This window comes from Arthrobacter sp. TWP1-1, assembly GCF_049897845.1.
Lineage (GTDB): Bacteria > Actinomycetota > Actinomycetes > Actinomycetales > Micrococcaceae > Specibacter.
Genome location: NZ_JAFCXC010000002.1, coordinates 586,924 through 609,330 on the forward strand (window position 1 = coordinate 586,924; position 22,407 = coordinate 609,330).

A 22,407-nucleotide genomic window follows, 5' to 3' on the forward strand; every position below is an offset into this window, starting at 1 on the left:
GCACCCGTCAGCATCCATCAAGCGAAAGACTTTTAGCGGTGACACACAGTCAAGAATCCGACGAAACACTTGCCTCTGCCACAGGGCATGACTCAACCACTGAGCAGGCAAGCCCTGCGCAGCCTGACGTGACGCCGGAGCCGGCCCCCGCCGCTCCCGTCCTGGCACCCTCACCTTCACCGGCCGCCTCGCCTTCCCCGGCCGCCTTCGCTGCCCGCCCCAAGGCCCCCGCAGCAGCGCCCACGCCGTCTCCGGCTGCGTCTGCCCCTGTTGCCCCCGCAGTCAACCTGACCGAGGCTGCCAAGTTTGGCCGCGCCGAAGAAGACGGTCATGTTTTCCTGATCCTTGATGGCGAAGAGTTCCCCGTGGGCCAGTACCCGGGCGCCAGCAAAGAAGAGGCGCTGACGTACTTCGTCCGCAAATTTGATGACATCATCGCCCAGGTTGCCCTACTTGAGCAGCGCGTAGAAGCCAAGGCACCCACCACGGACATGAATAAGGCCGTGACCCACCTGCGCGAGCAGCTTGGTGAGCGGACCAGCGTAGGCGACGTCAACGCCGGTCTTGCCCGGCTTGTCGCCCTTGAAGAAAACATCAAGGAGCTCGGCACGGCTGAGCGCGCTTCACACGATGCAGCACGCTCCGTTGAGCTGGCCTCCCGTGAAGCCATCGTTGCCGAGGCCGAGGTCATCGCCGCCGAAGACCCCTCCGCGATTCAGTGGAAAGTCAGCAGCGCCCGCATGAATGACCTCTTCGAGGCCTGGAAGCTAGCCCAGAAGTCGGGCATGCGCCTCGGCCGGGCTACGGAAGAAGGACTGTGGAAGCGGTTCCGCAGCGCCCGCACCGTCTTCGATCGTCACCGCCGCGCGTACTTCTCGCAGCTGGACAACAACAATGCCGCTGCAAAGACGGCCAAGGAATCCTTGATCGAGGCCGCCGAGGCCTTGGCTACGTCCACCGAGTGGGGCTTCGCAGCTGGCGAATACCGCCGCCTGATGGACCAGTGGAAGGCATCTCCCCGCGCCAGCCGCAAGGACGACGACGCCCTGTGGGCCCGCTTCCGCGGCGCTCAGGACAAGTTCTTCGCCGCTCGCCAGGACGCCAACAATGCCCTCGATGAGGAATTCGGCTCCAACTTGGTTGTCAAGGAGGCCCTGATTGCCGAAGCAGAAGCATTGCTTCCCATCAAGGACCTGAACGCAACGAAGAAGACGCTGCAGAACATCCGTGATCGCTGGGAGGAAGCCGGCAAGGTTCCCCGCAACGACATGCAGCGTGTTGAGGCTGGCCTGCGCAAGGTTGAGGACGCAGTGCGTTCCGCTGACGAGGACAACTGGCGTCGGAGTGATCCGGAGGCCAAGGCCCGCACCAGCAGCGCCCTGAGCCAGCTGGAGGCCACCATCGCAGGCCTGAAGGACGATCTCGCAAAGGCTGAGAAGGCCGGAGACGCCCGCAAGGTCGCCAAGGCCTCCGAGGCTCTCGCAGCGCGCGAGCTGTGGCTCGAGCAGATCCAGAAGGCAGCGGCCGACTTCTCCTAGCATCGTGGAGCGTTGACAAAGCTTGGAAGGGCCTCCGGGCCGGGTTGTCCACAATCCGGCTTGGGGGCCTTTTGCTTGCCCATTTCAAGGTGCAGTCTTGGAACATGACAGAAATTCCGACCTCCGGATCCGATGCCCTTTTGGTCCCAAGTAATCTCTTTGTGCTGGCAGAACTTCACGCCATGAAGATCGACGGCGTGCTCTGGCCCATTATTGGGGACGCGTTCCGTTCCGTGGCAGTTGCGGAATCCGCTCAATTGCGTGCCGCGGCACTTGCCCATCACGTCCCTGCCGGGCTGGCTCAGCGAGCAGCGCTGAGCCAGCTATCCGCAGCTTGGGTCTATGGCTGTGCTCCCCCACCCGAGGTCATTGCCTTGGTCCAGGATCGCTCGGGCAAGAGCACCAGCCTGCCGCCATTCAGTGGCTGCACCCTTCGAGAGGTGTACCTCAATACCTTCGATGTCCAGCCCATCGGCGAGGTACTCGTTACCAGCCCGTTGCGAACAGCCCTTGACGTTGCCCGTACCGCCCCGCACGGTCTTGCGCGGGACGTGCTGCTTCGCATGAGCTCCGTGCCCTCATTGCACTGCCCGTTGGGCCGTATTCGGCAGGCCCTAGGCATTGCCGTCCACGTACCCGGCAAGATCAGGGGTCAGGCGCTGTTGGCGGAACTGATCGAAGGACATGCGTCCTGACAACCCCTCACCAGCTACAGCTACGCCCGGCGCTGGGTTCCCGTTGCTCGGTAAACGTCGAATACCCCATCAATGCGGCGCACCGCATTGAGCACGTGATCCAGGTATTGGGGGTCACCCATCTCAAATGCGAACTTGGACATCGCGACGCGGTCTCGAGTAGTGCTGACGCCGGCGGCAAGAATGTTCACGTGGTTCTCGGCCAGCACGCGCGTCACATCGGCCAATAGGCTCTTGCGGTCAAGTGCCTCAACCTGGATTTCTACGAGGAACACGCCAGATTGGGTAGGTGCCCATTCGACGTCGACGAGCCTGTCGGGTTCTTGCTGCATGTGCTGCAGATTGGGACAGTCCTGCCGGTGTACCGAAATTCCCGATCCCTTTGTAACAAATCCGGCGATGGGATCAGGCGGGACCGGCGTGCAACATCTGGCCAGCTTAACCAAGACATCGGCCATGCCGTGGACGATGACCCCGGACTCTGAGATTCGGGAGCGGGCATTTGAGACGTGGCTGATCGGCGGAGCCGGCGCGTCTTCAATGAAGTCACTAAATCCAAGGACGTCGCGTAGGCGCTCGACGACGGACTGTGCCGAGGTATGCCCGTCTCCCACTGCTGCATAGAGACCTTCAATGTCGACGTAGTGGAAATGTTCCGTGACGGCAAGGAGTCCGTCGTGCGTCATCATTTTTTGAAGCGGCAGGTTGGCCTTCCGCATGGCCTTGGTCAGTAGTTCCTTGCCCTTTTCAATGGACTCGTCACGGCGTTCCTTGGTGAACCACTGGCGGATCTTGTTTCGGGCCCTGGCACTCTTGACAAAGTTTTGCCAGTCCTGGCTGGGGCCAGCGCCCTCGGCCTTATTGGTGAACACCTCCACGGTGTCACCGTGGGAGAGCTCACTGTTCAGCGGCACCAGCTTGCCATTCACGCGGGCACCGATGGTCCGGTTTCCCACCTCAGTGTGCACAGAGTAGGCAAAGTCCACGGGGGTTGCACCCTCCGGGAGGGCAATGATCTTGCCCTTGGGAGTGTATACGTACACTTCCTTGGAGTTCATTTCATAGCGCAATGACTCCAGGAACTCATTTGAATCGCTGGTTTCCTGCTGCCAATCCAACAGGGAACGCAGCCAGTTCATGTCCTCCTGGAGGCTGACGGGTGCCTTATTGCCCGACTTGTACTTCCAGTGTGCGGCGACGCCATATTCCGCCCGCTGATGCATTTCCAGGGTACGGATCTGAATTTCAACGAGCTTGCCACCGGGGCCAACGACTGTGGTGTGCAGCGACTGGTACATGTTGAACTTCGGCAGGGCGATGTAGTCCTTGAACCGGCCCACCAGCGGACTCCACAGCGCGTGAATCTGGCCCAGTGCGGCGTAGCAATCACCCACGGTATCCACAACGACGCGCACGCCAAGGAGATCGTTGATGTCATCGAAGTCCTTGTTGCGGACAACCATCTTTTGGTAGATGGAGTAGTAGTGTTTCGGCCGTCCGGTGACGTCTGCCTTGAGCTTGGAGACACGCATGACCTCGACGATTTCGCGCCGGATGATGCTTAGTTGCTTTTCACGTTCCGGGGATCGGTCCTGGACCATCCGGACAATTTCTTCATACACCTTGGGGTACAGGGCGGCGAAGGAGAGCTCCTCGAGCTCCCATTTCACGGCGTTCATGCCGAGGCGGTGCGCCAGCGGGGCAAAAATGTCCAGGGTTTCCCTGGCCTTCTTGCCAGAGGATGCGGCTGAGACAAAGCGCCAGGTCCGCGCGTTATGCAACCGGTCTGCCAGTTTAATGACCAGCACGCGGATGTCCTTGGCCATGGCGATGACCATCTTGCGCACAGTTTCGGCCTGCGCGGCGTCGCCGAACTCCACCTTGTCCAGCTTGGTTACACCGTCAACGAGGACAGTAATCTCCGGACCGAAGTCGCGTTCCAGCTCGGCGAGGGTGTAAGAGGTGTCTTCAACAGTGTCGTGAAGCAGGGCAGCGGCAAGGGTGCTGCCGGTCATTCCCATTTCGGCGAGGATCGTAGCCACGGCCACGGGGTGCGTGATGTAAGGATCGCCGCTCTTGCGCTTTTGTCCTTCGTGGTATTTTTCCGCCACGGAGAATGCGCGCTGAATCAGCTCGAAGTCTTCTTTGGGGTTTCTGGCGCGGACAATGCGCAACAGCGGTTCTAGGATGGGCGAATAGCTCTCCGTTGACCACCCTGTCAGCCGGGCCAGCCGTGATCTTGTGCGCTCTCGACGCCCAGGAAATGTGGGCCTTGGCTCCACCGGGCGCGGGGTACCGGCATCGGCACCTGACGCTGGCGTGCCACTGTTCTGGGTCAAAATCTCATGCGAGGGTGATTCACCATTCAACGCATTACCTCCCTCACGCACTTGCACACCATGCGCCCCCTCTACGGGGCATTAGTCCAGTCTAAGGTGCGTTGCGGTCAATTTTGACCAAAAGAAAGCCGGGTTCGAAAGCTTTACTTTCGAACCCGGCCCTCCACCCGCCATGGCGAGGTTGGCGCAAAACGCCTAGACGGCGTCGACCTTTGCAGCAGCGGCCTGTGTGGCACGGAGCTGATGAACTTTCTTGGCCTGCTTAGCAAGCTCCGGCTCCCGTTCGCGCAGCCATGAGTACAGGGGGGCTGCGACGAAGATGGTGGAGAAGGTGCTGACAATAATGCCGATAAACAATGCCAAGGACAGGTCACGCAGGGTGCCTGCACCAAGCAGCAGGGCTCCGATGAACAAGATCGATGCCACCGGGAGTACCGCGACCATCATGGTGTTGATGGAACGCACCAGCGTTTGGTTTACGGCGAGGTTAACTTCCTCGGCGAAGGTGCGTCGCGTTGTCTTGGTGACTTCGGCGGTGTTCTCGCGAATCTTGTCGAAGACCACCACTGTGTCGTAGAGGGAATAGCTCAGGATGGTCAGGAAGCCGATGATGGCAGAGGGAGTCACCTCGAAATTGGAGGCCCCGTAAACTCCGGCGGTGACCACCATGACAACCATCAGACCCACGACGGCGGCGATGGACATGCGCCACGTCCGGAAATAGAGAGCCATCAGGACAGTTGCCAGCAGCACGAACACGATAAAGCCGATGATGGCTTGGCGCGATACATCCTGGCCCCAGCTAGGGCCAACGAAGGTTGAGGTGATGTGGTCCTCGGTCACTCCGTAAGCTTCCTTCAACGCATCCTTGACCTTCAGGGTGTCGTCATCGCTGAGCCTGTCCGTCTGGACCTGCATGGTGTTTCCTGCGACGTTGGTGACAACGGCGGCCGTTCCGGGCGCGGCATCGGACACGGCCTTTTCACCAATGGCAGCATCGGTGTGTGCGACCTCGGAGATGGTGAACTGCGAGCCTCCGCGGAAATCAATACCAAAGTTGAACCCGCCACCAAGGAGGGGGAACAGAATGGAAAGGAGCACCAGGATGCCCGTGATGCCGAACCAGATCTTACGTTTTCCAACGAACGCGTAGGACCGTTCTCCGGTGTACAGTTCGTTGCCGAAAGTGGCGAAACTCTTCATTAGTTGTTCTCCTTGGAGTCGTCACTGGACTCTGGCTTTGCAGCCCCGGCAGCGCTGCTGCCAACCATTTGGCCTTCCTTGGCTGCCAGCCGCCGTTCGGCAATGGTCTGGCGGCGTTCGGCTTCACCTGCGGCGCGGGCATTCTTGCCCTTCACAACCTCCAGAGACTCCTGCGGAGTGCGGATGCGCCCGGCACCGCGGTACAACGGAATGGCTCCGAGTTGCTTCGGGTCCAAACCGGAGAACGCGTGGCCTTCACCAAAGAACTTGGTGCGTGCCAACAGCTGCAGGGTCGGGTGCGTGAACATGAAGACCACAATGAGGTCAGCTACCGCGGTAAGACCCAGGGTGAATGCGAAGCCCTTGACGCTGCCAACGGAGACGAAGTACAGGACCAAGGAGGCCAGAATGTTCACGGCCTTGGAAGCTAGGATGGTGCGCTTGGCACGGCCCCAACCATTTTCGACGGCGGCCACCAGGCCCCTGCCGTCTCGCAGTTCATCCCTGACCCGTTCAAAGTACACAATGAACGAGTCGGCGGTCTGACCGATGGCCACGATGATACCTGCCACACCGGCCAGGGAGAGGCGGTAGTTTTCGGCCCAGCCCAGCAAGACAATCGCCAGATATGTCAGCACACCAGCAATAACCAGCGAGATGATCGTGACGAAGCCGAGGGCCCGGTACTGGAACAGCGAGTAGATGACCACCAGAAGAAGGCCGATCAATCCGGCCATCAGACCCATCTGCAGCTGCTGCAAACCAAGGGTGGCAGAAATCTGGACTTCGCTTTGAATTTCAAAGCTAATGGGCAGGGAACCGAACTTCAGCTTGTCCGAGAGGGACTTGGCGCCGGCCTCGGTGAACTGACCGGTGATGGAAGACTGGCCGTCCGTGATGACAGCCATGGATGAGGGAGCAGAGATGACGCTGTCGTCCAAGACGATGGCGAACCGGGCCTGCGGATCATTGGCGTTGACCAGGTACTTCGCATTCATGCGTTGCGTGACCGCCTTGAAAGCCTCAGCACCCTCGGGCTTTGTCAGGGTCAGGTTTACCGACCACTGATTGGTGGTGGCACCCTGTGCACCCTGGGCGAGACCGTAGCTCGCGTCCTTGATCCACTTACCGGGGATTTCCACCGGGCCGAGGATGTACTTGACACCTGTGTCGGGTTCACAGCTCACAATGGGCTTCGTGGCATCCGAGGTGGTGGGACGTTCGGTGAGCGGGGCGATGCAGCTGGTGGCCTCGTACTCTTTGTAGAGTGCGGCATCGACCCAGTTGCTGTCGCTTGCATCGACGGGAGCCGCCGTTGGTACGGGCAGATCAGCCTCGGCGGTTCGATCCGCCTCGGCGACAGCACCGGCTGGATTCCCAGACGTGGCAATCACGGGGCGGAAGCTCATATTGGCCGACGCCTTGATGAGCTCACGCTCTTCGTCCGTGGGCTTGCCCGGCATGCTCACAACAACATTGCGGCCACCCTCGGTGGCGATCTGGGCCTCAGAAACACCCGAACCATCAACGCGCTGGCGAATGATGGAAACAGCCTGATCCAGCTGTTCGGAGGTGATGCTGCCGGCGCCCTCGACCTTTGGCGCCAGAATCATCTGGGTGCCGCCCTCGAGATCCAGGCCAAGTTTTGGCGCCCAAGTGGCGGCACCGGCAATGACGCCGCCGCCTACTGCCAAGGTGCATGCAATGATGATCGCCGCAAGCCACAGAAGAGTTCTGCGGGCTGTGGACGTCGGACCGGTTCGTGCCATCAAGGGATCCTTCTATTGGTCACGGGTAGTGAGAACATGGCAAGGCTGCTGTGCCATGGAACATGATGTTCTGACACAGCAGCTGCCAACCCGAATAAGGCTAGTTGTCTTTGTTGTTTTCGTTCTTCAAGCGCTCAATGGATTCCTCAGCGGTTTCCTCGGCCTGGTCCAACTTGCCCAAGGTGAGCGAGGAAGCATCGTCAGGCACGACGGCTGCTGCTTCTTCAGGGGCAATGATCTTTGCAACGGTCTGGCGGTGAACCGTCGCGGTGGTCCCGGGTGAGATTTCCAAAACAATCTTGTTCTCGTCCTCGTCGATGGACAGGACCTTGCCGAACAGGCCAAAGTTGGTCATCATCTCAACGCCCGGAGCCAACTTCGCGCGCTGCTCCTCTGCGGCAGCCTTGGTCTTCTTCTGCTTGCGGACCATCATGAAGATCAGGAGGGCAAACATGGCGAACAAGACAAGGTTCATGGGGCTCAAGAGACCGGCCGATGCGGCGGGGTCTGCGGCTAAGATACTGCTGGAGAACACAGCGGAAAATCCGTTCGTTAAGGAGAATATGGAGCCAGACAACGGAGCAAACGTGCCGGGCGTCATACCAGTCTAGAGGGTAAAGCTGGGGACAAGGTGGGAAACCGCGCACAACCGCCCATAAATACACACAAAGGAGCGTAGGACGGCGGAAACCTCACCGTTGCTCCCGATTCCGGCTAGGCGTCCTCGTCGATGGGCAGCATGGCGGCGGCCACGGCGTTCTTCGGCATTTTCAGGCCTAGGTGCTCCCATGCTGCGGGCAAGGCAATGCGACCACGAGGGGTACGCCCCAACAGGCCTTCGCGAACCAGGAAGGGCTCGGCAACGGTTTCCACTGTTTCGGTTTCCTCTCCCACGGCGATCGCCAAGGTTGAGAGGCCCACGGGCCCACCGTTGAACTTGTTGACCAAGGCCTCTAGAACGGAGCGGTCAAGGCGATCAAGTCCCCTGACATCCACCTCATACATATCAAGTGCTGCCGATGCTGAACGGGCATCGATGGTTTCAATGCCGTGCACTAGGGCCCAGTCGCGAACGCGGCGCAGCAACCTGTTGGCGATGCGGGGTGTTCCTCTGGACCGGCCGGCAATCTCGGAGAACCCGGCACTCGTGAGCTTGAGATCAAGCATGCCTGCCGAGCGGCGCAGCACGAGTTCCAGCTCCGCCACCGAATAAAACTCAAGGTGCCCGGTGAAGCCAAAGCGGTCCCGCAGCGGACCCGGCAGCAAACCTGCACGCGTGGTGGCCCCGACTAGGGTGAACGAGGGCAACTCGAGCGGAATGGCCGTGGCTCCGGCCCCTTTTCCCACGATGATGTCTACGCGGAAATCCTCCATGGCCATGTACAGCATTTCCTCGGCCGGCCTGGACATGCGGTGAATCTCGTCAAGGAACAAAACCTCACCCTCGGTTAGGGAGGAGAGAATGGCGGCGAGGTCACCTGCGTGCTGGATGGCCGGGCCGGAGCTGATCCGCAGCGGCGCGTTCATTTCGGCCGCAACGATCATCGCCAGAGTTGTCTTGCCGAGACCTGGCGGGCCGGACATGAGCACATGGTCGGCACTGCGGCCACGGATCTTGGATGCCGTAAGTACCAGCGCCAGTTGTTTTCGAACGCGCTCTTGGCCAACAAAATCATCAAGGTTCTTTGGCCGCAGCGCGGCCTCGAGTTCGCGCTCCTCGGGCTCGGCCACGGGAGCAACAATCTCTGCGGCCCCGGAACGCGAGGCTACCTCCCCGGCGATGCTGATCTGACCTGGCAAGAGCGGAATTGAATCATCCAATCCGGGCATGACTTAGCGCCCGGCCTTGGCACGGGAGTTGTCCTGACCGAGCCCACGGAGGGTGGCGCGCAGCACGGCTGCCACATTTCCAACTTCTGCCAGTTCCGGTTCCGCAGCAACGGCGGCGTCGATGGCTTTCAAGGCGTCCCTTTCATTCCAGCCAAGGCTGGTCATCGCTGCCACTACCTGGTCTTTCCACTCCATGACAGCAACGGCCGCAGGGGCGGCGGAGGTGGCAACACCGGTGGGTTTGAGCTTGCCCTTGAGTTCCAAGACGATCCGGCCCGCTACTTTGGGGCCAACGCCGGGGACCTTCGTGAAAATCTTGCCGTCGCCGCTAGCTACTCCGACGCGGATGCTTTCCGGTTCCAGCACGGAAAGGATGGCCAGCGCCAAGCGGGGTCCGATTCCGCTGACCGTGAGCAGGACATCAAAGACCTCACGTTCCGCGTCGTCCGCAAAACCGAAGAGAGTCATGGAATCTTCGCGCACGATCATGGCGGTGGTGAGGGTGGCCTCCTCCCCCAACCGCAGGTTGCCAAGGGTCTTGGGCGTTGCGTGAACCAGCATGCCCACACCATTAACGTCAATGACGGCCTGGGCGAGGGAAAGCGCGGCAACGGGACCGCGAACAAAACTGATCATGACAACTGCTCCTGACAAGAACCGGACGGATTGGCCACTCGGTGACTCTTAAGTGTATCGAACATATTTACTAGCAACTAGTTCCACTTCGGGCCCGGCTTTTCTTTGTTCTTCTTGACCTTGGACTTTGTCTCGGCTTCGCGCCATAACTTTTGTGCCGCCGTCGTGCCTTGTGGATCTTTGGAAAAAGAATTTCCGCTGCGCCACGCGTGGGCAATGGCCAGGGCCAGGGCATCGGCCGCATCGGCCGGACGGGGTGGTTCCGAGAGGCGCAGGAGTCGGGTGACCATGGCGGTGACATGCTCTTTATCTGCCCGGCCGTTGCCTGTCACGGCAGCCTTGACTTCCGAGGGAGTGTGCATGGCGACGGGAATTCCACGACGGGCGGCCGCCACCATGACGACTCCGGAAACCTGCGCCACACCCATAACGGTGCTGAGGTTAGTTTGGGCAAACACACGCTCAATTGCCAAAACATCCGGCTTAAACGCGTCCAGCCACTGGTCAATCGCTTCCGCGATGACCAGCAGCCGGGCGTCAAGGGTAAGTTCGTGCGAGCTGCCCACCACACCGACCCCCACAAGGGTGGCCGTGCGGTTGGCTGCAACGTCAACGACGCCGAGCCCGCACCGGGTCAGGCCCGGGTCAACACCAAGAACACGCAGTGCCTAGTCCTCTTCAAGAGCGGCGAGAACCTCGGCGCTCATGTCAGCACTGGAGTAGATGTTCTGGACATCGTCCAGGTCTTCCAATGCGTCGTAGAGCTTCATGAACTTGCGGGCGTTCTCAACGTCAAGTTCAACCTGCATGGACGGCACAAAGGCTGCCTCATCGCTTTCATACTCGATGCCGGCCTCATTCAGTGCCGCGCGAATGGCGGGGAGGTCCTGAGGATCGGAGATGATCTCAAAGTTCTCGCCCTCATCCTTGACCTCTTCGGCGCCAGCTTCAAGTACGGCCATGAGCAGGTCATCTTCGCTGAGACCGTTCTTGGGCAGGCTGACAACACCTTTACGCGTGAACATATAGGCAACAGAACCGGGATCACCCATGTTGCCGCCGTTACGGCCAACGGCCAGGCGAACCTCTGAAGCGGCACGGTTCTTGTTGTCGGTCAGGCACTCGATCAGGATCGCGGTGCCCTGAGGGCCGTAGCCCTCGTACATGATGGTCTGGTATTCAACGGCATCGCCGAGCAGGCCTGCGCCACGCTTGATGGCGCGGTCAATGTTGTCCGCCGGAACCGAGGTCTTCTTCGCCTTCGAGACAGCCAATTCGAGCGCAGGGTTACCCTGCAGATCGGCGCCACCACCACGAGCAGCGACCTCGATGGTCTTGATCAGCTTGGCAAATGACTTTGCGCGCCGACCGTCAAGGATGGCCTTTTTGTGCTTGGTGGTTGCCCATTTGGAGTGGCCTGACATGGTTACGCGTCTCCTCTAATCATCCGAATAAACAGTTCGTGTATGCGGCGTTCTCCCGTCACTTCCGGGTGGAAGGAGGTGGCCAGCAGATGCTGCGAGCGAACGGCAACTGCACGAACTTCTGAATCAATCCTAGCGTTTTGCGCGGCTTCGGGCGGCTTCACCGCGGCAAGGACCTGAACTCCGTCCCCCACACGCTCCACCCATGGGGCGCGAATGAACACGGCGTGCAGCGGCGTTTCAGGCTGGCCGGCCGGGGCCAGACCCTGAAAATCGAGCTCAGTTTCAAAGGAATCCACCTGCCGCCCAAACGCGTTTCGACGCACAGTGATGTCAAGCCCGCCGAGCGTTTGTTGTGGCATCCCGGATAGATCCTTGGCCGGATCGGCGATCTCGTTGGCCAACATGATCATGCCGGCGCAACTGCCATAAACAGGCAATCCTGCGGCTATAGCGTCCATGAGCGGATCGCGCATACCGAAGATCCGGCTGAGCTTGTCAATGGTTGTCGATTCACCGCCGGGAATGATGAGGCCGTCGACGGCGGCCAGCTCGCTGGGGCGGCGCACGGATACGGCACGGGCACCGCATTCCTCAATGGCCTTGGCGTGCTCACGGACGTCACCTTGCAAGGCCAAAATGCCTACAAGGGGTCCGGTGGAAGTTAGTTTAGTGGAGTCAAAAGTCACAGCCCCATCATAGATGGGCGCTATCTCACACAGATAACTGGTGAGAAGTTCCCTTACGCGCCGAGCACGGTGGGCGGGGTTGGGCTCGCAAGCAAGTAGCATTGTCGGCAGGACTGACGTACTAAAGATGAGGTAAGTAAGTATGTGCGGAATCGCCGGTTACTACGGTTATGGGGAAGACAAAACCCTGTTGCAGCAGATGAATGCGTGTATAGAACATAGGGGCCCCGATGGTGAGGGCATCTACACGCAGGGCAACGTGGGGCTGGCGCACCGCCGCCTTTCCATCATCGATGTGGCCCACGGCCAGGAGCCCATGTACAGCGCCGATGGCCAGACTGTTCTGGTCTACAACGGCGAGGTGTACAACTATTTGGAGCTGCGAGCCGAGCTTGAAGCCCTAGGACGCACCTTCTCCACCAAGTCGGACACCGAAGTGGTGCTGCAGTCCTACGAAGAGTGGGGCGACGCGGCCTTTGACCGTTTCAACGGCATGTTTGGCTTTGCCATTCACGACCTCAAGAACAACCGCCTGGTTCTGGCCCGTGACCACTTCGGCATCAAGCCGTTGTACTTCGCCACTGCCGGCACCACCGAGGCACCCACATTGATTTTCGGTTCGGAAATCAAGCCCTTGTTGGCAGCCAACAAGATTGAGCGCGGCGTCGATGAGCGCATCCTCTTCCGTTACCTGCAGTTCAGGATTCACGACGACGAGCCCTCCACCTTCTTTGCCGGTGTGCAGAAGTTGATGCCCGGCGAGAAGCTTGTGGTCAACACGGTCGATTCCGAGGCCGGTCCCGCCGGAACCGTCACGATCAGCTCCTACACACGCTTCAAGGAAGAACTCGCTGAGCTGGCCAAGGTGGAGACCCCGTACTCCCCCGCCGTCATCGCCGAATACCGCGAACGCTTCACCGAGGGTGTCCGCCTGCGTTTGCAGTCTGAAGTCCCCGTGGGAACAGCCCTTTCCGGCGGCCTGGACTCGTCCGCCGTCGTCGTGACCATCAACAAACTGATGGCCGAAAACGCAGCGGCCACGGAATCCATCGGCGCCAAGCAGCAGACGTTCTCGGCTGTTTTCCCGAACTCGATCAATGATGAGGAAGCCTACGCGGACGCCGTGCTGGCTCGTTGCGAGGGCAATGTCATCAGCCACAAGATCCTGCCCCAGCCGGGCGAGTTCGTCGAAGACCTCGAAGATTTTGTGCGCACCATGGAGGAGCCCATCATCTCCTCGGGCCCCTACGCCCAGTACCAGGTCATGCGTGAAGCCTCCAAGCACGTCAAGGTTCTCCTTGACGGCCAGGGCGCCGACGAGATGATGGCCGGCTACATCCCGTACTACTTCGCGTACCTGCGCCAGCTCAAGAAGAATGGCCAGACCTCCAAGCTTGCCAAGGAGATGCTCTCCAGCTCGGACATTCTGTTCCGTCTGGCCCGCTTCCGCATTCAGTCAAAGCTGACGCTGAAGAAGGAAATTGGCATCGGCCAGCTGCTGAACAAGACGTTCACGGCCAAGTACAAGTCCGAGAAGTTCGCCAACATCCCGGACAACCTCAAGCTGCGTCTCATTGACGATTTGTTCCACAAGTCACTGCCGGCCGTGCTGCGCTACGAAGACAAGAACACCATGCGTTTCTCCTTGGAGGGCCGCGTACCGTTCCTGGACAAGGAAGTAGTGAAGTTCCTGTTCAGCCTCGATGATGAATCCATCATCAAGGGCGGCTGGAACAAGCGCATTCTGCGCGACGCCACCCGCGAACTGTTGCCGGAAATGATCAGCAACCGTCGCAACAAGATCGGCTTCACCACCCCTGAGGCCGAGTGGTTTGGGCACATGAAGGAAAAGATCTACGAGATCTTCCTTTCCAGCTCCTTCGGCAGCCGCCCCTACTGGAACCAGGACGCGGTCATCTACGCGTTCGAGGAACACCTCAGCGGCAAGAGCTCCGGTTCAACTATGGTCTTCTGGCGCCTCATTAACACCGAACTGTGGCTGCGCGAGTTCTTCGACGAACCCGAAATCAAGGCCGGCATCGAGGGCAAGAGCGACTACATCCCCAACGCCGACAAGCAGCTGGACATAACTGTGCCGAATAACGCCGGAACGTTCCGTCGTTACCCGCTGCGCACCGAGGTTTTTTACAAGGAAACCGACTTCGATCCCACCGTCATGACCTACGTCAAGCGCTTCTTCGACGGGCTGCCGACGGCAGGCGCGGAGCATGCAACAGCCACCTCGGATGCTCCCTGGTACCTGTTCCTCTCGGAAAAGATTGTTGCCATGACCCAGGGCCGGTCCATTCCGGTCTGGGACATCAAGGTCAGCAACTCTGCACGATTCTTTAGCAAGTTCGTCACCCGCAACCCGGGCGGCATCGGCTTGGCCAGCCCCTGGTCCATGCAGCTTGCCATCGACGAGGTGGGCCTGCCGCGCATCATGTACGCGTCCGCCCGCTCCGTCATCGGCAAGCTTCAGGGCAAATCGGGCGTGTTCTACGAGGTAGTTGGCCACAACATCAACGCGATCGACGGCGCAGCAGGCTACCAGGTTGGCACGTCCACGCACTCGGTGAAGTACGCACCGGTTGACCCCGACGGAGTTGCCGCCCGCCTGAGCGCGCTGGTCCGTGCCAGCGTACCGGCCGAATACGCCGCGACGTTCGCCGGAACCGCCATCATGGACGCCAACGATCTCGGCGTTGTGGCACTGGGCCACGACACCGGGTTGACCAAGACTGTCCTCGAGGACATTTTCCGCGACAACCCGCAGGGTCAGACCACGGAGACCACCCCCATGTCCCTCGTGTTCACCCAAAAATAGTCACTAGGCGTCGCGTGCCAAACCACGCAAGCCAAGGCACGCAAGCCAAGCCAACACCGCAAGCCAAGGACGACGGCGAAACTCTCGTTTCGCCGTCGTCCTTGGGTTAAGCCATGAGAGAGTCAAGCATGACCGAGGAAAATTCAGTCAACCCGTTCCTGAAGGCCAGCACGCTGCCGTGTCAGCTGCCCGACTTCGCCGCCATTGCGGTGGAGCACTACCTGCCAGCATTCGAGGCCGGTTTTGCGCAGCAGCTAGCGGAGGTCCAGGCCATCACGGCGTGTGCCGAGGCGGCCACCTTTGCGAACACCGTGCTGGCCATGGAGCGCAGCGGGGCCGTGCTGACACGCGTGGCCAACGTCTTTTTCAACATCGCCAGCTCCGATGGCACCCCGGCCATCCAAGCCATCGAGGCTCAGGTGGCCCCGCGGCTCTCCGAACACGATGACACCGTGCTGCTCAATGCGGCGTTGTTCGAGCGGATGATGGCCGTGCCAACGGAGGGTCTGGACGAGGAATCGACCCGGCTGGTCACTGAATACCGGAAGTCATTCACCCGTGCGGGCGTGGGCCTTGACCCGGCAGGGCAGGAACGTCTGCGCGAACTCAACGGACAGCTTTCTTCCCTCAGCACCGAGTTTTCGCAAAAAGTCACCCAGGCAGGCAACGAGGCCGCCGTGCATGTTCAGGACCCGGCCGAGCTTGACGGACTGAGCGCCGACGACCTGGCAACCGCCGCCGCCGCAGCCCGCGCGGCCGGTCACGCCGATGGCTACCTGTTGACGCTGATCCTGCCCACCGCCCAACCGGCACTGGAAGTGCTCACGAACCGGGAGACGCGCAGGAAATTGCATCTTGCCTCGGTGAGCCGCGGCAGTGGTGATGGTGCATCGAATGTGCTCTCATTGGCCGCGACCATGGCCTCACTGCGGGCGGAGAAGGCTGCATTGTTAGGCTTCGAGTCAGAGGCGGCCCGCTCGATCGAACCTCAAACGGCTCCGTCCCTGGACGCCGTCCACGCCATGCTCTCCCCCATCACTGCGGCAGCCGTTCGAAATGCCGGCGCGGAAGCGGAGAAACTGGCAGCCACTGCCGGCCACACCATCGAGGCCTGGGACTGGGCCTATTACTCCGAACAGATTCGCCGCGACGAATACGGTGTTGATCTGGCCGCGCTGCGTCCATGGTTCGAACTGGGCAGTGTTCTGGAGAACGGCGTGTTTTATGCCGCCTCGAAACTGTACGGTTTGGCATTCGCCGAACGCCACGACTTGACCGGCTACCACCCCGATGTCCGCATTTGGGAGGTCTCCAACGCCGATGGGTCCACACTGGGGTTGTTCGTGGGTGATTTCTACACGCGCGAAACCAAGCGGGGCGGCGCGTGGATGAACTCCTTCGATGAGCAGTCGACGCTTGAGGGCACCCACGCCGTGGTGGTCAACAACCTGAACATTCCCAAGCCCCCAGCGGGCGAACCCACATTGCTGACCTTCGATGAGGTGGTGACGTGCTTCCACGAATTCGGCCACGCCTTGCACGGCCTGTTCTCGTCTGTCACGTACCCGAAGTTCTCTGGCACCAACGTCCCCCGTGACTTCGTTGAATATCCCTCGCAGGTCAACGAGATGTGGATCCTGTGGCCGGAGGTGCTGGGCAACTATGCCAAGCATTACCGCACCGGTGAACCTCTGCCTGTTGGTACCGCCGAAAAACTCGCGGACGCTTCGCTGTGGGGTCAGGGTTTCGCCACCACGGAGTACCTCGGTGCCACGCTGCTGGATCTGGCCTGGCACGAGCTTGCTCCCGGCGCACCCGTGCAGGATCCACTGGCTTTCGAAGCTGCCGCGCTGGCCGCCGCAGGAATTAATCTCCCCGCCGTGCCGCCGCGCTACCGCACGGGGTACTTCAACCACATCTTTGCTGGCGGCTACGCGGCCGGCTACTACTCCTACATTTGGAGCGAGGTGCTCGACGCCGACACCGTCGCCTGGTTCAAGGCCAACGGCGGTCTGTCACGAAGCAACGGCGACCACTTCCGCAACACCCTGCTGAGCCGTGGATTCGCCATAGACCCACTGCGAGCATTCCATGACTTTGCCGGCCGCGATGCCGACACGGCACCTTTGCTGGCACGACGGGGGCTGGTCTAGTCCCGTGGTGACTCTCGCAGACTGCCAACGAACGCAGCACGCATGGTTCCGGGCCCTGGCCGAGGCCACGGGCGGCCGGGCCTTTTCTACACACCGCATGGACTGGGTCTGGCTGCCCGAGACCCGACAAATGCTGTGCATGTTCCCCACCGAAATTACCGATGCTGGGCTCCAGCCTGCCTTGGCCGAGGCCGAACGCCGCGGTGCCACCGAAGTGGGGATCTGGATGAATGCAGCCGTCAGGGAGGGAATCCTGCCGGCATACCGTTTTGAACGCGGCTGGCAGCCATGGTGGATGACACGTGCACTGGATATTGAGTCGGTTGTGGCTGACAGCGACGAGCCGGATGCCCGGGTGACGTTGACGTCCCTAGTTCCGCACCAGGTGTGGCTGGCCACGGGGCGCAGCAGCGAGGAGTGGGCAGGGCGGTCCTATGCCTATCTGCCACCGGATCAGGGCAAGAAGCACCTGGCCGGAATCTTTGACATGGTGGTGGCTCCGGAACACCGCCGGACGGGACTGGGCACAGCCCTGCTCAACACCTTGTCCGAGGCTGCCTTCAATGCCGGAGCCGAACACCTGCTCCTGAACGCCACACCCGACGGTCAACGGCTCTACCGTCAGCGCGGCTTTGAGCTCATTGGCAAGGGTCAAACATGGTGGTTCCACCCGCTCAAGTAGCCCCTCCCGACGCGGCATCACCTTCCGGCCGTTTTCGACCGACGCGGCATCACCTTCCGGCCGTTTTTGACCGACGCTCGCGCAGATATGGGGCACTTTTTCCAAACGCTCGCGCAGTCTGGGCTAACCGTTGATTGCGCTGCTCAGCTGCCAGGTTTCCTCTTGGGTGGCAGCTGCGAAGGGTCACCGGAGGCCGCCGTATGGTTTCAATCCTTGGCTTGGAGTTGCCGTGAACGCAAACAGTTGAGGGAGAAATGAATCTCCCTCAACTGTTTGCACGCCGCAGACACCCTAAAGTGGTGCGGCGTCGAGTAAAACACGCCGTAATGTGGTGCGGCGTTGGGTGTTACCAGCCGCGCTCGGCCAGGCGGTGCGGCTCGGGGATGTCGGCGACGTTGATGCCGACCATGGCTTCGCCGAGGCCGCGGGAAACGTTCGCGATGACCGAAGGATCGTCGAAGAACGTGGTGGCCTTGACGACTGCCGCGGCACGCTGGGCCGGGTTTCCGGACTTGAAGATGCCGGAGCCAACGAATACGCCGTCGGCACCGAGCTGCATCATCATGGCAGCGTCAGCGGGGGTTGCGATGCCGCCGGCGGTGAAGAGCACCACGGGGAGCTTGCCGGCCTCGGCAACCTCCTTGACGAGCTCGTACGGGGCCTGCAGTTCCTTCGCGGCGACGTAGAGTTCGTCCTTGGGCAGGGCTGCCAACTGGGCGATCTGCGTGCGGATCTTGCGCATGTGGCCCGTGGCGTTGGAAACGTCGCCGGTGCCGGCCTCGCCCTTGGAACGGATCATGGCAGCACCTTCGTTGATGCGGCGCAGGGCCTCACCGAGGTTGGTGGCGCCACAGACGAAGGGAACCTTGAAGTTCCACTTGTCGATGTGGTGCTCGTAATCGGCCGGGGTCAGGACCTCGGACTCGTCGACGTAGTCAACGCCCAAGGATTCCAGTACCTGGGCCTCGACGAAGTGGCCAATGCGGGCCTTGGCCATGACGGGGATGGACACGGCGGCAATGATGGCATCGATCATGTCCGGATCGCTGGCGCGGGAGACGCCACCCTGGGCACGGATGTCAGCGGGCACGCGCTCCAAGGCCATGACGGCTACGGCGCCGGCATCTTCGGCAATCTTTGCCTGCTCAACGTTGACAACGTCCATGATGACGCCGCCCTTGAGCATATCCGCCATGCCTCGCTTGACTCGGCTGCTGCCGGTCACCGGTGTTACATCGGGTGTAGACACAAAAACCCCTCTGGGAAGGAACGATTAAATTAACCCCGTCAACGTGATTCATCGCACGGGTGAGGTTAGTCTATTCCTGCCAGAAGCGGCGCTAAAAATGAGTGTTACTGTCCAAGGTTTGCCGTGGCCGCCATGGCCTGACGACGCACGGTTCCGATCCTTTGGAACACCGTGACAACGCTGGCGATGGCCAGCAGAACAAGAACGACGGCGAGCACAACTTCCGGGAGTCCGAGGCCTACCAGCCCGGTCGCCACGAGAACGACCACCAGGCGATCGGAACGTTCGGCAATACCAACATTGGCTGTCATACCAAGGCCCTCGGCCCGGGCCTTTGCGTAGGAAACGATCGAGCCGAGCACCAAGCAGGTCAGGGCCATGGCGGCAATGAAGTGGTTGTCGCCGCCCGTGTAGAACCAGACAACAATCCCGGCAAACACGGCTCCGTCGCCCACTCGGTCAAGGGTGGAGTCCAGGAAGGCTCCCCAGTTGCCTTTCCGGCCGATCATGCGGGCCATCAGCCCGTCAAGGATGTCGGAGAAGACAAAAACAGTGATGACCACGGTGCCCCAAAACAGTTCCCCGAGCGGGTAGCCAATGAGCGCACCGGCCGCCACACCGAGGGTGCCGATGATGGTGACCGCGTCGGGGGAAACCTTCAACCGCACCAGCAGTGCTGCCATGGGTGTGAAGATGGCGGCAAAGAGGGCTCGAGCATACTTGTTCAGCATGAAAAACCTATTCCAGAGTGTTCCAGGCGTTGGCAACCTGCTCGCGCACGTCGCCCAACGACTGGGTTATGGCTTTAGTCTCGGCGATGATGGGCAGGAAGTTTCCGTCGCCACTCCACCGAGGCACGATGTGTTGATGAAGGTGGGCGGCGATGCCAGCCCCTCCGGTGACGCCCTGGTTCATACCAAGGTTGAAGCCGGAGGGGTTGGACACTGCCCGCAGCACACGCATGGCGTGCTGGGTCAACGCGGCAAATTCTGCGGTTTCTTCCAGCGTCAGATCCGTGTAATCAGGAACATGCCGGTAGGGGCACACCAGCAGGTGACCTGGGTTGTATGGGAACAGGTTCAGGACCACATACGCCAGCTCGCCGCGATGAACGATCAGTGATTCCTCGTCGCTGCGTCCTGGCGCTGCACAGAAGGGGCAGTCATGAACACCCGAAACCTGTTCGCCCTTTTTGACATAAGCGAGCCGGTGCGGTGTCCAGAGCCGTTGAAAGGCATCAGGAACTCCGGGGAGCTCAAAATCATCCTCAACGGCGTTGGCCACCGCACCTTGGTTACTCACGTTGTACTTCCTTGTTGCGTGGTTAGAGGGGCTTATGCGGTCCGGTTGCGAACTGCTTCAACAATGCGTCGCACTGCCTCTTCAACGGCCACACCATTGTCCTGACTGCCGTCACGGAAACGGAAGGACACGGCATTAGCATCAGCATCGTCACCGCCGGCGATCAGGACAAACGGGATCTTGTCCTTGCTGGCGGTGCGGATTTTCTTCGGGAAGCGGTCGCTGGAGATATCCACCTCCGCGCGAATGCCTTCCTTCTTCAGCTGAGCAACGACGTCGAACATGTAGTCGTTGAACGCCTCGGCCACCGGAATGGCAACAACCTGTACGGGAGAGAGCCAGGCCGGGAAGGCGCCGGCGTAGTGCTCGGTCAGCACGCCCATGAAGCGCTCCACCGAGCCGAAGAGGGCGCGGTGAATCATGACGGGGCGCTGGCGGGTGCCGTCGGCTGCCTGGTATTCGAGCTCGAAACGCTCCGGCAGGTTGAAGTCCAGCTGGATCGTGGACATCTGCCAGGTGCGACCCAGCGCATCCTTGGCCTGCACGGAGATCTTGGGGCCGTAGAACGCGGCTCCTCCGGGATCTGCGACAAGTTCCAGGCCGGACTCGCGGGCGACGTCGGCCAGGGTCTGAGTTGCTTCCTCCCAGACGGCGTCGTCACCGACGAACTTTTCCGGATCCTTCGTGGACAGCTCAAGGTAGAAGTCATTCAGGCCGTAGTCCTTGAGCAGGGACAGGACAAAGTTCAGCGTTTCGGTGAGCTCGTCCTTCATCTGCTCCTTGGTGCAGTAGATGTGGGCGTCGTCCTGTGTCATGCCGCGCACACGCGTCAGACCGTGAATCACGCCGGACTTCTCGTAGCGGTAGACCGCACCGAATTCGAACAGGCGCAGCGGCAGTTCGCGGTAGGAGCGGCCGCGCGAACGGAAGATCAGGTTGTGCATAGGGCAGTTCATGGGCTTGAGGAAGTAATCCTGGCCGGGCTTGCGCACCGTCCCGTCCTCATTCAGCTCAGCATCAACGTGCATGGGAGGGAACATGCCATCGCGGTACCAGTCAAGGTGGCCAGAGACCTCATAGAGGTGGCCCTTGGTGATGTGCGGGGTGTAGACGAAGTCGTAGCCGGCCTCAACGTGACGCTTGCGCGAATAATCTTCCATCTCCTTGCGGATGATGCCGCCCTTGGGGTGGAACACGGGCAGGCCGGATCCCAGCTCGTCAGGGAAGGAGAAAAGATCAAGTTCGACGCCGAGCTTGCGGTGGTCGCGACGTTCGGCTTCCGCGATGCGCTCCTGGTGCGCCTTCAGGGCTTCCTTGGTGGGCCAGGCCGTGCCGTAGATGCGCTGCAGCTGCTGGTTGTTCTGGTTACCCAGCCAGTAGGCGGCGGAGGTGCGGGTCAGCGCAAAGGCGTTGGAAATGAGTTTGGTGTTGGGCAGGTGCGGGCCGCGGCAGAGATCGCACCACACAACGTCGCCGCTCTTGCGATCAATGTTGGAGTAGATGGTGATGTCTCCAGCACCCACCTCAACGTTGACGCCTTCGGCGGTATCGGCGGCGTCGTCGTTCTTCTTGCCAAGCAGTTCAAGCTTGTACGGCTCGTTGGCCATGGCTTCGCGGGCCTCGTCCTCGGAGACAACGCTGCGGGCAAACTTTTGGTTCTGGTTGACGATCTTGAGCATCATCTTCTCAAGCGTCTTCAGATCTTCAGGTGTGAAAGGCTCAGCCACATCGAAATCAAAGTAGAAACCGTCGGTGATGTACGGGCCGATTCCGAGCTTGGCATCGGGGCGCAACGCCTGCACGGCCTGGGCCATGACGTGGGCGGTTGAGTGGCGCAGAACATCAAGGCCGTCGGGAGAATCGATGGTGACAGCTTCCACTGAAGCGTCTGCGGCGAGCTCGGCGGAGAGGTCCTTCAGGACCCCATCAACGCGCATGACGACTACCTCGCGGCGTTCAAAGAACAATTCCGCTCCGGTGGTGCCTGTGGCCACCGTCGTCGTCTCGCCATCGACTGAGAGGGTGATCTGTGTATCCACTGGCACTGGTAACTCCTTGTTTGTCATGTATG

The 22,407-nt window shown here is 60.6% G+C and carries 18 protein-coding genes; 5 read left to right on the plus strand and 13 right to left on the minus strand.

Annotated elements, in window-relative coordinates:
* Nucleotides 1-38: 38 nt before the first annotated feature.
* Both ACP7B9_RS05995 and ACP7B9_RS06000 read left to right on the plus strand, forming a co-directional pair.
* A complete protein-coding gene (locus tag ACP7B9_RS05995; protein ID WP_425861645.1) occupies nucleotides 39-1,538 on the plus strand; it encodes a DUF349 domain-containing protein in 1,500 nt (499 codons plus the stop codon).
* 104 nt (nucleotides 1,539-1,642) lie between these two features.
* The gene (locus tag ACP7B9_RS06000; protein WP_425861647.1) at nucleotides 1,643-2,233 is read left to right on the plus strand and encodes a hypothetical protein; all 591 of its coding nucleotides are present in this window, start codon (nucleotides 1,643-1,645) and stop codon (nucleotides 2,231-2,233) included.
* Between the two features lie 20 nt (nucleotides 2,234-2,253).
* On the opposite strand, the gene ACP7B9_RS06005 is transcribed toward ACP7B9_RS06000, so the two are convergent.
* The 9 genes from ACP7B9_RS06005 to pdxT all read right to left on the minus strand — a co-directional run bounded on the left by ACP7B9_RS06005 (nucleotide 2,254) and on the right by pdxT (nucleotide 12,123).
* Complete coding sequence (locus ACP7B9_RS06005) at nucleotides 2,254-4,515, minus strand: RelA/SpoT family protein (protein WP_425861786.1); 2,262 nt, start codon at nucleotides 4,513-4,515, stop codon at nucleotides 2,254-2,256.
* A 252-nt stretch (nucleotides 4,516-4,767) separates the two neighbouring features.
* On the minus strand, nucleotides 4,768-5,775 hold the full coding sequence (gene secF / locus ACP7B9_RS06010) for a protein translocase subunit SecF (RefSeq protein ID WP_425861648.1): 1,008 nt from the start codon (nucleotides 5,773-5,775) through the stop codon (nucleotides 4,768-4,770).
* Nucleotides 5,775-7,544, minus strand: a complete 1,770-nt coding sequence (secD, locus tag ACP7B9_RS06015) for a protein translocase subunit SecD (RefSeq protein ID WP_425861650.1) — start codon at nucleotides 7,542-7,544, stop codon at nucleotides 5,775-5,777. The genes secF and secD overlap by 1 nt, the downstream gene beginning before the upstream one ends.
* A 100-nt stretch (nucleotides 7,545-7,644) precedes the next feature.
* A complete protein-coding gene (yajC, locus tag ACP7B9_RS06020; RefSeq protein ID WP_425861652.1) occupies nucleotides 7,645-8,079 on the minus strand; it encodes a preprotein translocase subunit YajC in 435 nt (144 codons plus the stop codon).
* A 179-nt stretch (nucleotides 8,080-8,258) separates the two neighbouring features.
* The gene (ruvB, locus tag ACP7B9_RS06025) at nucleotides 8,259-9,374 is read right to left on the minus strand and encodes a Holliday junction branch migration DNA helicase RuvB (protein WP_425861654.1); all 1,116 of its coding nucleotides are present in this window, start codon (nucleotides 9,372-9,374) and stop codon (nucleotides 8,259-8,261) included.
* Nucleotides 9,375-9,377: 3 nt separating this feature from the next.
* Nucleotides 9,378-10,010, minus strand: a complete 633-nt coding sequence (ruvA, locus tag ACP7B9_RS06030; RefSeq protein ID WP_425861656.1) for a Holliday junction branch migration protein RuvA — start codon at nucleotides 10,008-10,010, stop codon at nucleotides 9,378-9,380.
* Nucleotides 10,011-10,087: 77 nt separating this feature from the next.
* A complete protein-coding gene (gene ruvC, locus ACP7B9_RS06035; RefSeq protein ID WP_425861788.1) occupies nucleotides 10,088-10,675 on the minus strand; it encodes a crossover junction endodeoxyribonuclease RuvC in 588 nt (195 codons plus the stop codon).
* A gap of 3 nt (nucleotides 10,676-10,678) precedes the next feature.
* A complete protein-coding gene (locus ACP7B9_RS06040) occupies nucleotides 10,679-11,434 on the minus strand; it encodes a YebC/PmpR family DNA-binding transcriptional regulator (protein WP_425861658.1) in 756 nt (251 codons plus the stop codon).
* A gap of 2 nt (nucleotides 11,435-11,436) precedes the next feature.
* The gene (gene pdxT, locus ACP7B9_RS06045; protein WP_425861659.1) at nucleotides 11,437-12,123 is read right to left on the minus strand and encodes a pyridoxal 5'-phosphate synthase glutaminase subunit PdxT; all 687 of its coding nucleotides are present in this window, start codon (nucleotides 12,121-12,123) and stop codon (nucleotides 11,437-11,439) included.
* Nucleotides 12,124-12,265: 142 nt separating this feature from the next.
* Here pdxT and asnB point away from each other — a divergent pair, with 142 nt between their 5' ends.
* The 3 genes from asnB (at nucleotide 12,266) to ACP7B9_RS06060 (ending at nucleotide 17,785) form a co-directional block, all read left to right on the plus strand.
* Nucleotides 12,266-14,950, plus strand: coding sequence for an asparagine synthase (glutamine-hydrolyzing) (gene asnB, locus ACP7B9_RS06050; RefSeq protein ID WP_425861660.1), 2,685 nt, complete (start codon nucleotides 12,266-12,268; stop codon nucleotides 14,948-14,950).
* 128 nt (nucleotides 14,951-15,078) lie between these two features.
* Nucleotides 15,079-17,103, plus strand: a complete 2,025-nt coding sequence (locus tag ACP7B9_RS06055; protein WP_425861662.1) for a M3 family metallopeptidase — start codon at nucleotides 15,079-15,081, stop codon at nucleotides 17,101-17,103.
* A 7-nt stretch (nucleotides 17,104-17,110) separates the two neighbouring features.
* Nucleotides 17,111-17,785, plus strand: coding sequence for a GNAT family N-acetyltransferase (locus ACP7B9_RS06060; RefSeq protein WP_425861664.1), 675 nt, complete (start codon nucleotides 17,111-17,113; stop codon nucleotides 17,783-17,785).
* Nucleotides 17,786-18,131: 346 nt separating this feature from the next.
* Here the strand turns inward: ACP7B9_RS06060 and pdxS are convergent, their stop codons facing one another.
* The 4 genes from pdxS to thrS form a co-directional block, all read right to left on the minus strand.
* Nucleotides 18,132-19,034 (minus strand): pyridoxal 5'-phosphate synthase lyase subunit PdxS, encoded by a 903-nt coding sequence (gene pdxS / locus ACP7B9_RS06065; protein WP_425861666.1) that lies wholly within the window; start codon nucleotides 19,032-19,034, stop codon nucleotides 18,132-18,134.
* 104 nt (nucleotides 19,035-19,138) lie between these two features.
* The gene (pgsA, locus tag ACP7B9_RS06070) at nucleotides 19,139-19,765 is read right to left on the minus strand and encodes a phosphatidylinositol phosphate synthase (RefSeq protein WP_425861668.1); all 627 of its coding nucleotides are present in this window, start codon (nucleotides 19,763-19,765) and stop codon (nucleotides 19,139-19,141) included.
* Nucleotides 19,766-19,772: 7 nt separating this feature from the next.
* Nucleotides 19,773-20,336 carry an HIT family protein gene (locus ACP7B9_RS06075; protein WP_425861670.1) on the minus strand — a complete coding sequence of 188 codons (564 nt, stop codon included), beginning with the start codon at nucleotides 20,334-20,336 and terminating at the stop codon, nucleotides 19,773-19,775.
* Between the two features lie 32 nt (nucleotides 20,337-20,368).
* Nucleotides 20,369-22,381 (minus strand): threonine--tRNA ligase, encoded by a 2,013-nt coding sequence (thrS, locus tag ACP7B9_RS06080; protein ID WP_425861672.1) that lies wholly within the window; start codon nucleotides 22,379-22,381, stop codon nucleotides 20,369-20,371.
* Between the last annotated feature and the right edge of the window lie 26 nt (nucleotides 22,382-22,407).

Excerpts from the sequence above, each read along its gene's own strand:
- ACP7B9_RS06055 (WP_425861662.1), top strand. The coding sequence starts at position 15,079 with ATGACCGAGGAAAATTCAGTCAACCCGTTCCTGAAGGCCAGCACGCTG.
- ACP7B9_RS06040 (WP_425861658.1), bottom strand. The coding sequence starts at position 11,434 with ATGTCAGGCCACTCCAAATGGGCAACCACCAAGCACAAAAAGGCCATC.
- asnB (WP_425861660.1), top strand. The coding sequence starts at position 12,266 with ATGTGCGGAATCGCCGGTTACTACGGTTATGGGGAAGACAAAACCCTG.
- ruvA (WP_425861656.1), bottom strand. The coding sequence starts at position 10,010 with ATGATCAGTTTTGTTCGCGGTCCCGTTGCCGCGCTTTCCCTCGCCCAG.
- secF (WP_425861648.1), bottom strand. The coding sequence starts at position 5,775 with ATGAAGAGTTTCGCCACTTTCGGCAACGAACTGTACACCGGAGAACGG.
- secD (WP_425861650.1), bottom strand. The coding sequence starts at position 7,544 with ATGGCACGAACCGGTCCGACGTCCACAGCCCGCAGAACTCTTCTGTGG.
- ACP7B9_RS06000 (WP_425861647.1), top strand. The coding sequence starts at position 1,643 with ATGACAGAAATTCCGACCTCCGGATCCGATGCCCTTTTGGTCCCAAGT.
- pgsA (WP_425861668.1), bottom strand. The coding sequence starts at position 19,765 with ATGCTGAACAAGTATGCTCGAGCCCTCTTTGCCGCCATCTTCACACCC.
- ruvB (WP_425861654.1), bottom strand. The coding sequence starts at position 9,374 with ATGCCCGGATTGGATGATTCAATTCCGCTCTTGCCAGGTCAGATCAGC.